At 64.4% G+C, this 14,081-nt stretch carries 12 protein-coding genes; 5 read left to right on the top strand and 7 right to left on the bottom strand.

The genetic code is table 11. From position 1 onward, the window contains the following. Positions 1–79: 79 nt before the first annotated feature. Together AC628_RS02420 and AC628_RS02415 are read right to left on the bottom strand one after the other, a co-directional pair. Complete coding sequence (locus AC628_RS02420; protein WP_074125174.1) at positions 80–979, bottom strand: ImmA/IrrE family metallo-endopeptidase; 900 nt, start codon at positions 977–979, stop codon at positions 80–82. 5 nt (positions 980–984) lie between these two features. Beyond that, on the bottom strand, positions 985–1,290 hold the full coding sequence (locus tag AC628_RS02415; RefSeq protein WP_245320992.1) for a helix-turn-helix domain-containing protein: 306 nt from the start codon (positions 1,288–1,290) through the stop codon (positions 985–987). Between the two features lie 185 nt (positions 1,291–1,475). On the opposite strand from AC628_RS02415, the gene AC628_RS02410 reads away from it, so the two are divergent. From AC628_RS02410 to AC628_RS02390, 5 genes are read left to right on the top strand one after another with little or no spacing between them, the layout of a single operon-like run. Next, positions 1,476–2,351, top strand: a complete 876-nt coding sequence (locus AC628_RS02410) for an AAA family ATPase (RefSeq protein ID WP_074125172.1) — start codon at positions 1,476–1,478, stop codon at positions 2,349–2,351. Continuing rightward, on the top strand, positions 2,348–2,815 hold the full coding sequence (locus AC628_RS02405) for a CBASS system Cap8 protein (protein WP_074125171.1): 468 nt from the start codon (positions 2,348–2,350) through the stop codon (positions 2,813–2,815). The genes AC628_RS02410 and AC628_RS02405 overlap by 4 nt, the downstream gene beginning before the upstream one ends. After that, positions 2,812–3,312, top strand: coding sequence for a hypothetical protein (locus AC628_RS02400; protein ID WP_074125170.1), 501 nt, complete (start codon positions 2,812–2,814; stop codon positions 3,310–3,312). The genes AC628_RS02405 and AC628_RS02400 overlap by 4 nt, the downstream gene beginning before the upstream one ends. Next, positions 3,309–4,187 carry a CBASS oligonucleotide cyclase gene (locus AC628_RS02395; RefSeq protein ID WP_074125169.1) on the top strand — a complete coding sequence of 293 codons (879 nt, stop codon included), beginning with the start codon at positions 3,309–3,311 and terminating at the stop codon, positions 4,185–4,187. Before AC628_RS02400 ends, AC628_RS02395 begins: the two co-directional genes overlap by 4 nt. A 3-nt stretch (positions 4,188–4,190) precedes the next feature. Then, positions 4,191–5,699: an SAVED domain-containing protein gene (locus AC628_RS02390; protein WP_074125168.1), complete on the top strand. Its 1,509-nt coding sequence runs from the start codon at positions 4,191–4,193 to the stop codon at positions 5,697–5,699. Between the two features lie 118 nt (positions 5,700–5,817). On the opposite strand, the gene AC628_RS02385 is transcribed toward AC628_RS02390, so the two are convergent. The 5 genes from AC628_RS02385 to AC628_RS02370 are packed head-to-tail and all read right to left on the bottom strand — an operon-like array spanning position 5,818 to position 14,081. Next, positions 5,818–7,095 (bottom strand): TIGR02679 family protein, encoded by a 1,278-nt coding sequence (locus tag AC628_RS02385; protein ID WP_074125167.1) that lies wholly within the window; start codon positions 7,093–7,095, stop codon positions 5,818–5,820. Beyond that, positions 7,092–7,619: an SbcC/MukB-like Walker B domain-containing protein gene (locus AC628_RS45090; RefSeq protein WP_245320991.1), complete on the bottom strand. Its 528-nt coding sequence runs from the start codon at positions 7,617–7,619 to the stop codon at positions 7,092–7,094. Before AC628_RS45090 ends, AC628_RS02385 begins: the two co-directional genes overlap by 4 nt. Next, on the bottom strand, positions 7,541–11,269 hold the full coding sequence (locus AC628_RS02380; protein ID WP_245320990.1) for a TIGR02680 family protein: 3,729 nt from the start codon (positions 11,267–11,269) through the stop codon (positions 7,541–7,543). The genes AC628_RS45090 and AC628_RS02380 overlap by 79 nt, the downstream gene beginning before the upstream one ends. Continuing rightward, a complete protein-coding gene (locus AC628_RS02375; protein ID WP_074125166.1) occupies positions 11,266–12,561 on the bottom strand; it encodes a TIGR02678 family protein in 1,296 nt (431 codons plus the stop codon). The genes AC628_RS02380 and AC628_RS02375 overlap by 4 nt, the downstream gene beginning before the upstream one ends. Continuing rightward, positions 12,561–14,081 carry a TIGR02677 family protein gene (locus AC628_RS02370; RefSeq protein WP_074125165.1) on the bottom strand — a complete coding sequence of 507 codons (1,521 nt, stop codon included), beginning with the start codon at positions 14,079–14,081 and terminating at the stop codon, positions 12,561–12,563. Before AC628_RS02370 ends, AC628_RS02375 begins: the two co-directional genes overlap by 1 nt.

Raw genomic sequence — 14,081 nt, 5'->3', positions numbered from 1 at the left:
CGGCTAAAGGCAATCCCACGGCGGGGGGCGTTCGCGGTGTCCCGTGCCGCATTCGCGCGCTCAGAAGAGCTGACTAGATTCAGGAAAACCGCGCCAGTCGATTGCGGAGGCGCTCTTTCGAAGTGCGCTCGCCGTCTTCGTCGAAATCCGGATCCTCCGCGGGCTCATACCAGAGCATGATCAGCGCGAAGCCGTTGGACTGCAGGTAAACCTGTTCGCTCATCGTGGGGGCCTGCCGCCCGCGCTCGATGTCGATCCAGTTGTCGGGCAGGCGCGAGTCGATGTCGCTCGGCACACCGACCTGTAGCCCTTTCCGATAAAATAGCGACCGCTCTGGAACCGGTTTGCCGCGCAGCGCGGTGATGAAGGGAAATCTGGTTCTGTTGCGGTAGGTAGGACCCACCTTGCCGTCGCGCACGACGACGAAGGCAATCGTCGCCGGATGGTATTCGGCGTATGCCCGGGCCATCGCGTCCTTGCTCACGTCGAACTTCGTCGCGAGCGAGAGCATGTGCTCGATGCTGGGCGCGCGATTGCCGATCTCCACCCTCAGTCTCGGCGGCGGCATCAAGACAAGCGACGAAAAGCGGTTCGCCTCGACTTCCATCTTCGCGCGACGGTCGCCTTCCTTCGGGTTGAGCATCGCCATGTCGCGCTGCGAGCACAGGAAGCGGCCTTCCTCGTCAGGCACGTGCGAGGGCATCAGAAAATGCCCGAGCTCGTGGCCGATGGTGAACCGGCGGCGCTGCGGCGATACGCCTTTTCTGACGAGGATGATGCCGCGGCTTCGCTCACGGTCGGTCAGCAGGCCGCCTTCGAAGCCTTGCGTCGTCAGTGCCTGGATCTCCATGATGTCGAGCCGCCCGCAAAGCTCTTCGATCGGGATCGGAATGGGCAGATCCGGCTCGGCCTTGAGGATGGCCATCACGAGCCCCTCGGGCGAGCCCTTGTCGGCCAGGTCGATACGCGAGATCTGCATCGGAGCTACTTTCGATCTGGGTCCTTCAGCCGCTGCATCAGAATGCGGATGGTCTCGAGGTCGGGGTCTGAAAGCTGCTTGAGTTCGCGGAACAAGGCGACGTGCTTCTCGTCCTCGTCGGCCGCATTCGGGTTCTCGCCGACCAGGTCGGCGATACGGACCTGAAAATGCGTGGCCAATTTCGTCAGCAGGTCGACGGACGGGTTGCTGCTGCGCCCTGTCTCAAGGTCCCAGACGTGAGTCTTCGATGCGCCGATCGCGTCAGCGACATCTTGCAGCGACTGCTTTTTGCGGACGCGCAGTTCCTTCAACTTCGTCGCCAACGACATCCTAAGCCCTTAAAAAGTCCCGGGAAATCTCCGGCTTGTTCGATTCAGTTGCACGATTTTATATCGCATACCTTGACGAGCGCAACCGTTCGATTTATCTGTATGGTTACCGTCGTCCTTATCGGACGTTAAAACGACTTCGGGTCGTGAGCCGCCGAGGGGGCGATATGGACGCCATTAGCGATGAAGCCCACCTGCCGCACGCGGACTACGCCGCCGCTTGGTCCGCCATCAAGCTGGACGAGGCCGTCCGCGTTCGCCTCGTCGCGCAGGCGCTTCTTGCCTTTCAACTGCGCCAGCACTTTCCGTTCGAGCGCGTACCGGTCCACGGTTTGATCGTGCTCGCCGGGCCCCCCGGCACCGGCAAGACGACGCTCGCCCGCGGCCTCGCCAACCAGGTGGCCGAGGCGCTGAAGCCGAAGAAGGTCAAGTTCCTCCAGCTCGACCCCCATGCGCTCGGCAGCGCCTCGCACGGCAAGAGCCAGAAGGAGGTCTCGAAGATCTTCGACCAGTTGATCCCGGAACACGCCGCGCACGGACCGACCATCGTGCTTCTCGATGAGGTCGAGACGCTGGCGGCGGACCGGCAGCGCATGAGCCTCGAGACCAATCCCGTCGACGCGCATCGCGCGACCGACGCGGCGCTGGCCGGCATCGACCTGCTCTCGCGCAAACACCGCAACACGTTGCTGATCGCCACCACCAACTTCCCGAAGGCCGTGGATCGCGCGCTGCTGTCCCGTGCCGATCTGGTCGAGGACATCGGTCTGCCGAACGCGCATGCGCGGCAGGAAATCATCGGCGATACGCTGGCCACGCTCGCCTCGCAGTGGCCCAAACTTTCGGGGCTGAACGGTCAAATCCCCGCGTTCGTGAAGGCTTCCGATGGGCTCGACGGACGCCGCCTGCGCAAGGCGTTGATCTCGGCCGCCGCCTCCAGCGTCGAGACCGCGCACGACCTCAACAAGCTGCAGGCCGACCAGGTGCTGAAGGCGCTGAAGCAGGCGCTCGAGATCGAGAAGGCGCAGGAGAAGTTCGGATGAAGGTCAAACGGGAGATCGCCTCGGTCCCAGTGCGCTCCGCCGGTGAGACGTGGTCGGCGATCGTCGCGCTGATCTCGGGCGCCGACACGCCCGACGCGGCGACGCTGAAGGCCGCGGCGAGCATCATGGAGTCGCTCATCGCCGACGAGCACCCGGCGACGGTGCCGATCGTCGTCAAGGGCAACGGCGATCGCCTGGTGATCTACTGCCGCTACAACGAGGACGCCATCGAACTCGGGACTTCCATCGACAAGCTGACTTGGAATCCCACCGGCGGCAGCGGCTGGAGGATCACGGCACCGACCGAGGCCGGCGACGTGACGTGGATGAACGATGCACTCAAGAGCCGGGCGCCGCGCATCAGCGTCCACGACGTCGCGTCGCCACCCGCGGACGAGGAGGCGACGAAGGTCGCCGCCGCCGACAGCCTCGCGATCAATTGGGGAGTGCTGGGCAAGTCATGAGCGCCACCTTCACCTCGACCTATTCGCGCACGCACACGGCCAAATACGTGTCCGACAAGATGCGCAACGTGCTGAAGTATCTGATCTCGTACTACAATCTGAATCCGGTGGCGCTGCTCGACGCCTGGACCGATTGGGTCGATGCCGGCGCGCGGGAGCTGCTGGAGCGGGGCGATCTCGAAAAGATCGTCATCGAGTTCTACAAGTCGGGCAGCGCCGACGCCGCGGGCCGCTGGGATTTTCCCATCCGCTACGACGGCAACGGCGTCGACGAGATGTGGGTCGACCGCGAGTTCCTCGAAGGCTCGTTCGCCAAGACCAGCACGCCGCCGGCCGGCTGCATCTACCGGGTTCTGCTGGTGCCGCGGGCCGGCGCGGCGCTGCCTGGCAACTTGTCCTGGACCTCGTTCAAGTCGCTCGGCAGCCTGGTCAGACGCGAGGCCGGCACGATCGTCTCCACTCCCGACATCATGGCATCGATGGCGTATTACAAATGATCACCGTGGACGAAGCATTCGAGACCTTCCGGCAACGCCTCGAACTCAGCGAGACCGAGCGGACCGACACGATCCGCAAGCACAACAAGGTGCGCGACTGCATCCGCGGCGGGTTCCACATCGACCGCGACTTCCTCACCGGGTCCTATGACCGGCACACCAAGACCAAGCCGCTGAAGGATGTCGACATCTTCTTCACGCTTGGTTCGAAGGACCAGCATTGGCGCTCGAAGGCGCCCAGCGAGGCGCTCGACGCGTTCGTCGATCGCCTGCGCCGCGAGTTCGGCAAGGATGCCGTGCAGCCGGGGCGCCGTTGCGCCACGGTCGAGTTCGAGAGGAATACGTCCGACAAGGAAGGCAAAGTCCTGTCGATCGACGCCGTGCCCGCCATCGAGCTCTCCGATTGCTACGAGATCCCGGACCGCGATCTTGGAAAGTGGATCAAGACCGATCCTGAGATCCACGCCGACAAGTCCACGACGAAGAACAAGAGCCTGAGCGGAAAGTGGGTGCCGCTGGTCAAGATGCTGAAGCGCTGGAACCGCTCGTCGGACAAGCCGATCAAGCCGTCCTTTCTGATCGAGGTGATGGCGCAGGACCTCGTCGACGGCCCGTTCACGACCTATCCCGGTGAAGTCCGGAGGTTCTTCGCCGCCGCGTTGGAAGGCATCCGGCAGGAGTGGAAGGACCCTGCGGGCTTGGGCCCGCCGGTGTCGGACCAGATGACGCCGGAGCTGATCAAGAAGGCGGAAGCAGCGTTGCGCCGCGCCGAGACCGAGGCGTCCCGGGCGGTCCGCCTGGCGCAGCAGGGCAAGCAGGGTGAAGCCTTGGCGGTATGGGCCTCGATCATGGGCCGCTATTTTCCGAAGAGCTAGGACATGACGCAAGCCGTAGCGGTCAGAAGTCAGGGAGACGATTTCCAAGCGCGGATGTTCTGGTTCTTTGCGGCGCAATTGCTTGTGCCGGAAAAAGGCATCGCACGCGTGAGTTTCGAGAGTGGACCGCGCGCGTTCGACGACGTGACGGTGGAGTACGTGGCCGGCAATGGCCCGCAGGACCACTATGGGGACGAAATCCTCCGCGACCACCTCCAATGCAAGTGGCACGCGACGCCCGGGCAGTTCGGCCACCTCGACCTCATCGATCCCGCGTTCTCGAACGCCCAATCCGTGTCGCTTCTCCAGCGGGCTCTTGCGGCACAGCTTCAGCACGCGCCGGACGGCATGGGCGCGCGGTTGCGGCTGGTGACGAACTGGCGGCCGCAGGCGGACGACGCGCTGTCCCGCCTGATACGCATGCACACTCACGCGCTTGATCTGGATCGGCTGTTCGACGGCACCACGCCCAGAAGCATGATGGGCAAGGTGCGCGAAGCATGGTCAGGGCATCTCGGCATCGATCACGACGCGCTGCGGCTCGTGGCGCGAACCTTGGCTATTTCGCAGCGTCTGGAGTCCGGCGCCGACCTGCGCGAACGGCTGAACGACCGCTTTGCGGCGGTCGGCATGCGTCAGGTGCCGCCGTCCGAGGCCGGCTTCCTGTACGACGATCTGATCAGGAAGCTCCATGCGCAGGGCCGCAACACGTTCGACGCCGCGTCGTTTCGCGATCTCGTTGCGGACGAGGGGCTTCTTGCGCCGGCGCAGCCCCGGCCCAAGACGCTCGGCGTCCGGTCGTTCATGCACCCCATCGACGACATCGAGGCGCGTAGCGACGATTCGGCGAATCTCGTCCCGCATTTCGATGGGCGCTACATCCGGAACCCGGCCGATTGGAAGGCTACCGTGTTCCCCGAACTGCGGCAATTTCTGATCCAGTCTGCGCGCGACAAGGATCAACTGCGCCTGATCCTGGACACACACGTCTCCTTGGCGTTCGGCGTCGGCGCGGTCCTCAACGTCAAGTCCGGGAAGACCATCGAAATCGAACAGCGAGCCGGCGGTCGTCACATCTGGTCGGCGGCGGACAAGCCGCTGGATCCCACCTGGCCGACGCTTTCCACCGTCGAGGAGGCGGTCCACGCCGACGGGACCGACCTTGCGGTCGCCGTCTCGTTGACGCACGACGTGGCGCCCGCGGTCCGCCGGTACGTCCAGAAGCTCGCCGTCGTCGGCACGCTGATGACGGCAAGCCCCGTTGGTGGCCCATCCTACCAAAGCGTGCGATCGGGTAGCCATGCGGCGGCGATGGCGTTGTCCTTGCTGGGCGCGATACGCTCGTCGGCCAAGGGTGGGCCTCGCCGTGTTCATCTCTTCATCGCGGGGCCGAACGCCTTCGCGTTCTTTCTGGGCCAGAGCCAGGCTGCCATCGGACCCGTTTCGATCTACGAATGGGATTTCGATGGCCTGCGCGACGGCGACTACAGCGTGGGCCTCGAACTGCCGTAGATCGCTTCATCACCGCCCCGGTGCCGCCGGCGGCAGCGGGCTGGCGGCGCTAGATTCCGCGGAAGCGACGCGTTACGGCCCGGGGGCAGGCCCCGGGCGACTGGAGAACCACGAAGCATTATTTTGCGGATCTGAGATCGTTTAAGAGGGAGACTGCGACAGCCTCCTCAGCGATCGAGAGGCCGTGCAGTTGCATCGCCGTCGTCAAGCCTTGGTCCCAGGATGCACATAAGGCCTTTCCGGTGAGCTTCTGTCCGAGTTCTGATGCTCCTTCAACGGCTGATACGTAGTCGATGGCATCGAACCTCCAGGAACTGGCCCCATGCTCGCGCATCATGTGATTGCCGATGCGGACACCCGCCCAATCGAAATCGCCATGGTAGTGAAGCCTCGCTCCCGCTTCGGTCAGTTGCGATAACAGGCACCTCTGTGCCGCGGCGGGCATTCCGTCGGTACAAACCAACGGCTCGCAGCCGGCGCCCCAGCGATCGGCGGCGATGGCCACAAGGTTGGGATTCTCGCAGACGTACACCTTTCGACCCGCGACCCTCCATGCTGGAGGCGTGCGCAAGAGCGACCGCAACGAGGCGTAGACAGGCTCTCCCGCAAATTGTCCGTACCTCTCTGCGCTCTCGACGGGCAGATTCAGGAACAAAGCGGGCCGCGCCAATTCGTTGACTAGGACCCCGGCCTTGGCCCAGACGTCGCGGTCGCGCTCTGCCCGTTCGGCGGATTCGATTTCGGTCTCCCCTTCCGGCTCGTCGAAGCCTTCTTCGCCATCGGTCCGCGCAATCGGCCGCCGCCAGATCGTCAGGATCAGAGTCGCGGCCGGCTTGCCGCCATCGAGAGCGTGTGCGTCTCCTAGGGCTTCGGCCGCCAATTGCGAGCGCGTGACGGCATTGGCGGGCAGTCGCCGGAGCGTGGCTTCGACCTTGCGGCACAGCTCGATCGCCACATCCGGCTGCGACCCTGAGAGCCGCTTGAGCAGACCTAGCCCCTTGGGAGTCCGCAGCAGCTCGACAAGCGCTTGGTGGGTGCATACGTCGAGAACATCCGACCACATCTCTCTCGATACGCGCCGCGTTTCCGCCAGGTTCGCGATCGGCCCGTCGATGATTTCGAGCGCATCGCGCAGAGAGGTGGCGATGCCGGAATCGCGGAACGTCGCATCCACCCGGCCGACATCGACCTGCAGCGAGGAGGAATGGCGGACATGGCGGCCCAGCAGCGACGCCAACAGCGCGTGCTCGTCGGAAGTCAGCTTGCCGATCCGGAAGCTTACGACCTCCTCGCCTTCCGGTGCCCGGGCGAACCGGTCGCGAAGCCGTTTGCGGAGGTTCGCGTACTCGGTTCCTCCGAGCAGACGCTGCAGTCGTGGCTCGATCGGCGGCCTCATGAAGCCGCAAACCTGCGGTCGGGATCGCTTTCGCGTCTCTTAGCTCTTCCGTCCCAGCTCCAACGGGAGACGAAGACCGCGTCGATTCCTTCGCGCCGCTGTAACTGGCAGATCGCGACGCCGGGAAGCTCGGCGTAGCAGGCCCATTCGCGCTCGCTTGTGATGACGAAATCGAGATCGAACTCGCGAATCAATCCCATGCAATGCGCCCTCGCGGCGTCGTCGATTCCGGCGAACGCCTCGTCGAGCAGCATCAGACGCGGCGCCAGCGGAAAGCTTCCCTGGCTGTAGAAGCTCGCTATCGCGGCGAACAACGGCACGGTCAATCCGAGCGCCCGCTCGCCGCTCGAGGCGGGCCCCGAAAGCTTGCGCCAGTGTCCGTCCTGCCAACGCTCGACCCTGAAGCGATGCCAGCGCCTATAGTCCAAGGCACGCGAGAGTTGGTCTAACAATGGTCCGGCCGAATCCCTGCTTGCTCCCGAATCCGCGCGCTCTCGCTCGGCGGTGATGCGCTGTTGCAGCATGGCTCCGACGACCTTTCGGTCTTCGGCCGACCACAGATCCGCGTTGACGTCAGCAGACGTTTGCGTGCGGCTTCCAGTCCAACCGGAGCGCCTTCTTCTTCCGTTAAAGTCGGCCATATCAGTCGGTAGCGCACCCCGGTCGATGTCGGACGGCTGTGCAGCTCCTTGTTTATTGCGTCCCGCCGGATTTCGGCAGCTTGCAGCAGGCGTTGCACTTCGGAGGCGATCTCCGCCTGCAGGTGATTTTCCAGCACCGTTCGCTCGCTCTCGGTCAGGAGTTCGCTCCGCTGGACAATCTCCTCGGCGAGACGCGCCGCGAGCATGTCGGGACGCTCCGGCCTGTTCTGGTAGATGACGTGCGCGATCAATCCCCAATCGTTCTGCTCGGCTTGGGCCCGGTGACCGAGCGCGCTGAGCGCGGTCTGCAATTCCGTCAGCTCTTCGCTGATCTGCTTTTGGACGCGCGCCCACGCCTCGTCCTTGTCGTCGAGCGTCGACAGTGCCTGCTCGGCGCGTCGGGCGAGCCCCAAGGCCGGATCGATCGTCCAGGCACCACCCATCTCCGGCAATACGATTTGCGGGATAGCGGCGGCCAGTAGACCGGTCGCGGTGAACTGCTGAAACCTCGATATCGCCTCGCTGCGTGCTGCGCTCCTCTGCTCGAAGACGCCGGTCGCGGTCGTGACCTTTTCGTGCGCGACCGCGCGCGCCTCCCCCGCGTTTTTCAGGGCTTCCTCCGCATCGTCCAGAGCGACCTCTGCGGCATCGGTGGCCGCGCGGGCTTCGTTCAACTGGCGCCGCAGTTCCTCGACCTTCGCACCGATGGCTTTGCGCAGCACCTCGAATCGGACCGCGGCCTCTTCGGCCTCGATTTTTGCGGTTGCGAGCTGGTCTTCATGCGCGGCGGCAGTCTTTCGCGCCTCGCTTTCGCGAACGCGTTGCCGCTCCAGATCGGGCAACGCAAGGCGTATTTCTAAGACGGCTTGCGTAAGCCGCAGTTGGCTTTCCTGGTAGCGTCCCAGAGCCGCTTCGACGGCCGCCAATTCGGAAGGTAACGCCGGCAGCCGAAGGTCGGCGGCGTCAGTGGCGCGCCGCCGCCGCACCGCAGCGAGTTCCTCTTCGCTCGCATGAAATTGCATCGCGGCTTCGGTCATGCGCTGGCGAGCCGTTGCCGCCTCGCGCGCGGCGGTCGCGGCGGCGAAATGAGCGTGGCGCAGCGCATCGTCGGTCGGCGCAAGGCGCCATTCGTCGGTCGCTTCGTTCTGATCCCGAGCTAATCCGTCGAACTCCGCCTGCAGTCCGATAGTCTCGCCGGCGATCTCCGCCAGCCGTTCCGAGATTTCCGTCGACCTCCGAGCGCGGGCGGCGGCGCGCGCGGAGTAGCCGATGTGGAGCGCTTCCGTCTTCTCCCACGCACCACCCAAGGCCCCGAGCCGAAAGCGGCCATCCGGAGCGATCCAGGTCTCGGCCTCCGCTGGCTCGTCGTCTGCGCAGGAGACTCCGCGCAGGATGCTTTCGACGATCGCGTTAGGTACGCCGCAGTCGGCCGGCACGTCCGCGCGCAACCAGTCGGCAAGCGACGGCGATTGAGGCCGTCGTTCGAGCACCTGCGCGTCTCGAAAGAGTATACCTCGATCGGACGATTGGAGGCGACCGTCGGGCGAAAGCCAGGCATCGAGGAGCCCGGCCCCCTCCAGCGCGGCTTCTAGTCCGGCTCGCTGAGGGAGCGTCACCGAGGGGTGAAAGTCGATCAACCTCCATAAAGGGGCCCCTTCGCGCGCCGTGCGGGCTTCGGGATCGCGGGTACGCGGTGGCGACGGTTCGGGATCGATCCCGCCTTCCAGGCGGCCGCGTTCTTCCTCGAGATTTTTGCGTTCCGTCAGCAGGCCTTGCCGCCGACCTTCGAGCGCGACCCGGGTCGTAGCCAGGCGCTCGCTGGTCTGTTGCTGCGCGTCTTGCAGAAGCCGACGCGCGGGATTATCGCCCGTCGGCGTGACGACCCACTCGGATAGAGAGGCGAGAGTCGCGAAGCGGTCGTCCGGCGTGACGCGATGTTGCTTCAAGCCTGCGAAGCAACTCTCCCAGGCGTCGACCAGGTTTTGGCCCTCGCGCTCCACGCCTGCATCGGCCGATTCACGTCTCTCCGCGGCGGCGTCGGCAGCGTCCTGACATTCGTCTCGGAAATTTCGGCGTTGCGTATTCAGCAACTCCGCCGCCACTACTTCGGCATCTCGCCTCCGCAACGACGCAATTTCCTCGCGCCGGCCCTCAACGAGGGCCCGAAGCTCGGAGCCGGCCTTATCGAAGGTCTGAGGCGTTAACGCCGCAAGCCGTTCGGCGTCGAGCTTGGCGATCGGATCGTCGGCATGCGCATTGAGGACACCGGCCGTGTCGGCGAAAGCTTCGCATTCCCGGCGCAGATCGGCGACGCGACGTTCGATCTGCCGAACTCGCTCCGCCGCGGAGTTGGTCTCCTCAACGCTTGACCTCAATCGCCGACTCGCGGAGTCCATTGCGCCTTCGGCGCTGGACAGGGCCCTCTGACGCGCTTCAGCGTCCTTTTCCGTCGATTCGAGGCGGTTCGCGTCCTCCATCCCCGCTCCCGAGCGAAGGGTATCGAGGCGGGATCGCTCGCGCTTGAATTCGACTTCGGCCGCATCGCAAGCTTTGCCCGCCTCGGCCTCGGCGGTTGAGGCGGTCTCGAGTCTAGCTTCTGCCTCGCCGCGCGAACGGCTCGCATTGTCGAACTCCGTCTGGGCCTGACGCAGCGTGCGCGCCTGCCTTCGCGTCTGTGTGCCCGCGTAGACCCGGTATCTTTTGCCGAAGCGATCGACGGCCTTGGCGAGTGCCTGGTATTCCTGGAGCTGCTGGCGATCCTCTTCCAACTGGCCCAGCGCCTCGGCGACGTCGGCCAGCAGCTCCGGAGCCAACGGCGGCAATGCTTCCGTCAACGCATTCGACAACGCCGTCTCGTCGGGCTTCTTCGACAATTGCGGCTGACGCAATTGGATCAGCGTATCCATTAGCGCGTCGTAGCGCCTGGCGCCCAGATGAAAAAGCCGTTCGTCGACGGCGCGACGGTAGTTCGCCGCGGTGTCGAACACCTGACCTCGACCTTCGAGAGCCTCGCGCAGGCGCTCCTTGGTCAGGACCACTCGCTGCTCGCTCATCAGCCATAGATTCTGATTGATGCGGGTCGGTTTGTCCGCGTCGTCCAGGACGAAGAACCAGCTTTCCACGTTCGGACGCGAAGCGGCCGCGGAGAGCCCGGCTCCGAGCGTGAGATAGTGCGGCGTGCCGTCGTTGCCGAGACGGCCGAACTCGATCCAGGAATAGCCGACCCTGCGATCGTAACTATTCATCAGGAGATTCCACGACATCCGCTTGCCGTTGTCGCCGTCGGGCTCGATGCGAGAGGGCTTTAGCTGTCCATCGAGCAGAAACGGAAGCGTCAGCGACAGCACCTTCGATTTGCCGGTACCGTTGTTGCCGCGTAGCAGCAGGTGACCGTCGTGAAACCAGAACTCTTCGCTGTCGTAATGGAACATCTCCACCAGCCCGACGCGCAGGGGCTGCCAGCGGTCCCGAACCGGAATCGGGAGTGCCGGTCGTTCGGAGGTCGCGGCAAAGGAGGTGGGCCGTTCGTTCACGCCGGACCCATCCCATCGGCGATCGACGCCCGCCGCGCATCAGGAGGATCACGGATTTCGGCCTCGCCGAGGCCGAAGCGGGCTATCGCCGGCAACGGTCGGATCCCCTCACTGCCGCGTACGATCAGTTGAAGCTTTTCCAACCGCTCGATAGCGATGCCGGCGAGTTCGCGCTCCGCCCCGGCTTCGCGGGCGGATTTGCGCCAATATCGACCGTATTTGATCTTGGCATCGCGGAGAAAAGCGATGATCTCGTGCTCGGAGAACTCGATCCGATGCGGATTTGCATCCGCGTCGAGAGCATCGGATCGCTTGATCGCACTCGCGAGATATTCCGCAACGAGCAGTGTGGCGTGGGCATCGGTGCCTTCAGCCGGCATGGCGACGTCGGTAAGCAGGCAAGTCTCGTCCACAAGCGCCAGGCCTTCGGCCCGATGTTCCGCGGTCAGAGCCGAGGCTTCGCAAAGACGTGCGGCCATCGCCCCGCGTTGATTGACGAAATATGCCCTAGCTTCGGCATCGAGCGTCTCGACGTAGATCACGGGATCGTCGAGGAGGCGACGCGCGAGTTGGTGGCGAAGCGCGGTGCGACGTCCCTCGTCGCTGTCCGCGACGTGCTCGTCGACCAGCGCGCTCAGGCGTTCCTCGAGAGTCTCGGGGGCATCCTCCGGTCGCCACGTCGAGGGACCGCGCACTGCGGCGAGCAGGCCGGCGAGCGTCCGGCGCTGCACGTCGTAGAGCGCGTCGGCTTGCTCGCCTCGCGTCTGCACGAAAGCCTCTTCGTCGCCGACGACGCGTTGGAGCACTCCGATCTCCAACAACGTCCGGCAAACCGCCACAAGTTCGCGGCGCTCATGTAGCGTACCGAGCGTGAAGGCGAAGCCAAGCGATGTCAGAACGGGCTCGGCAGCGAGCTGCAACAGCCTTTCGCCCAACAGACGCAACGTGATCTGCGATTCTGAACGCTCGAGCGCGGCGCATGCGAGACATAGCAGGACGTAGCGGCGCCTGTCGTAGTCGGGCAGTCCGCGCGTGGTCGCGGAGAGTTCGGCGGGTCTCTTGTACAGACGAGCCCCCTCCTGCTCGATATGCAGGGGCCACCCGGTTTCGCGGGAGAACCAGGCACGCAATACGTCGGCCTGCCGACGTACCGAGGGGAATTCGTCGTGGGCCGGCGTCATCAGCGGGGTCATCAGGAGCGCGCGGACCGCGGTCCTGAACTCCTCGCGTTGATGTTTGCGCTGCTCTTGGCCGATGTTGCGGCTTCCTCGCGTATCCTCGGCTCTGGACATCAGCGCAAGTCCTGCGTCGGCGTGATCGTGATCAGGTGATCGCGCCCCGAAAAGATGCCGTGCGGCGTCGATATCTCTGCCCGGGTTTCCGCCGCCAGAGGCGTGAGGTCGATGTGGAGCAGGCCATCACCCGTCTGCCGGGACACCGAGGCTTCCGGATCCGTCTGTTCCGTCAGCGCTTCGCCGAGTAGTCCAAGAAACAGACCGAAGGCATGTCCGTCGAGCTCCCCCAGATCCGAAAGTCGGGTTGGATGGCCGTTCGCGAGACGCCGGCGCGCGGCTTCTACCTGCAGAAACTCCTCGGCCAACTCCCGAGCCAGGCGTGCGCGGGCTTCGGCGCGATCCCGGATCCTGGCCATCGGCCCGCGCGGCGTCGCCTCGCCGTATTCGCGCAATCGAGGATGTATCTTCAATGGTGGAGCATCGGCCCAGCGGGTGCTTGCCGGCAGATCGGCGTCGGCGTCCGTGTTCAGTGCGAAATGTCGGGCAGGATTGAGCGCGAAGGCCGCGCGTGCCAATCGGTGAGCCTCGCCGTCGTTTTCACAGGCGACGAACCAGTTGGCCAGTATACGGAAATCCGCCGATCGATCGCTGCGCCCGCTGCGGCGCTCGTTGAGCGCTGCGATCGCACCGAGGAGTTGCGGAATCGCGGACCTTGCCCTCGCTCGCAACAGTTCGGCCTGAGAGGGTTCGTGGCCGCTGCGGAAAAACCATCCATGGAGGCCTTTCCAACGTTCGCGCCAAGCGTTCCAATAAGAAGTATGTGCTTCGACGCGATCGGCTTCGTTCCCGGGTGCGGCGTCGCGAGCTTCGCGCGCTGCGACTTGCTGCAGCAAGACGTCGATACGTGGCTCGAGGGCGAGGATGTAGCCCGCGATCGTATCGGAGCGGCGTACCAAGTCGCCTATGAAACGTTCGAGATAATCTATCAGTTGTCGCTTGTAAGTCGATACGGTACTAGACTCGGCTTGCTGCAGCTCGATGCTGCGGGCGACGCTTGCCATGAAGGCCTGCGCATTCTCCGCCAGCCCCTCGAATACGCGCACGAGGTCGCGCAGCGTTTCGTGAACTTTCGCGACATCGGGTTCCCGCTCGCCCGCAAGCGTCTGCAGGGCCCGCAAGCGATTTGCGATGTCCTCAAGTGCGACAGTCTGCAGCTCTGCCCGCCGCTGCAGCGTTTGTATGAAGAGCGACAGCGCAGCTTCGACGGCCTCTCCACCCTGCGAGAGACGGTAGAGGAAACGGGCGCGATAAAAGTCGCTTAAACTTGATACTCGCGCCGTATCGGGATGCGATTCTAGATTTCCCCATACGGTAAGCTGAGTGAGAGCCCCGTTGACTTCCTCTATTAGAGGGGGCGCGCCGCTCCACTCTGCCTCGGCCAAAACCTCGTCGGGTCTAAGCTGCAAGCGGTATTGCCGCTTGGCCGCCGCAAAGACGTCCATGACACGGCGATAGAATTCCGATTTATCGGCGCTAACGTGCCTGAAGAGGTCGGCCGAATCGCTCACGCTTCGCAT

This window comes from Bradyrhizobium sp. NAS96.2, from assembly GCF_001908235.1.
Classification (GTDB): Bacteria; Pseudomonadota; Alphaproteobacteria; order Rhizobiales; family Xanthobacteraceae; genus Bradyrhizobium.
The sequence above is the reverse complement of the archived record's forward strand: the minus strand, read 5'-3'. Positions and strand labels throughout refer to the sequence as shown.

Coding starts and splice junctions, on each gene's coding strand:
- AC628_RS02420 (WP_074125174.1), bottom strand. CDS start 979: ATGCAGATCTCGCGTATCGACCTGGCCGACAAGGGCTCGCCCGAGGGG.
- AC628_RS02410 (WP_074125172.1), top strand. CDS start 1,476: ATGGACGCCATTAGCGATGAAGCCCACCTGCCGCACGCGGACTACGCC.
- AC628_RS02405 (WP_074125171.1), top strand. CDS start 2,348: ATGAAGGTCAAACGGGAGATCGCCTCGGTCCCAGTGCGCTCCGCCGGT.
- AC628_RS02400 (WP_074125170.1), top strand. CDS start 2,812: ATGAGCGCCACCTTCACCTCGACCTATTCGCGCACGCACACGGCCAAA.
- AC628_RS02395 (WP_074125169.1), top strand. CDS start 3,309: ATGATCACCGTGGACGAAGCATTCGAGACCTTCCGGCAACGCCTCGAA.
- AC628_RS02390 (WP_074125168.1), top strand. CDS start 4,191: ATGACGCAAGCCGTAGCGGTCAGAAGTCAGGGAGACGATTTCCAAGCG.
- AC628_RS02385 (WP_074125167.1), bottom strand. CDS start 7,095: ATGAGGCCGCCGATCGAGCCACGACTGCAGCGTCTGCTCGGAGGAACC.
- AC628_RS45090 (WP_245320991.1), bottom strand. CDS start 7,619: ATGCTGCAACAGCGCATCACCGCCGAGCGAGAGCGCGCGGATTCGGGA.
- AC628_RS02375 (WP_074125166.1), bottom strand. CDS start 12,561: ATGTCCAGAGCCGAGGATACGCGAGGAAGCCGCAACATCGGCCAAGAG.
- AC628_RS02370 (WP_074125165.1), bottom strand. CDS start 14,081: ATGCGAAGCGTGAGCGATTCGGCCGACCTCTTCAGGCACGTTAGCGCC.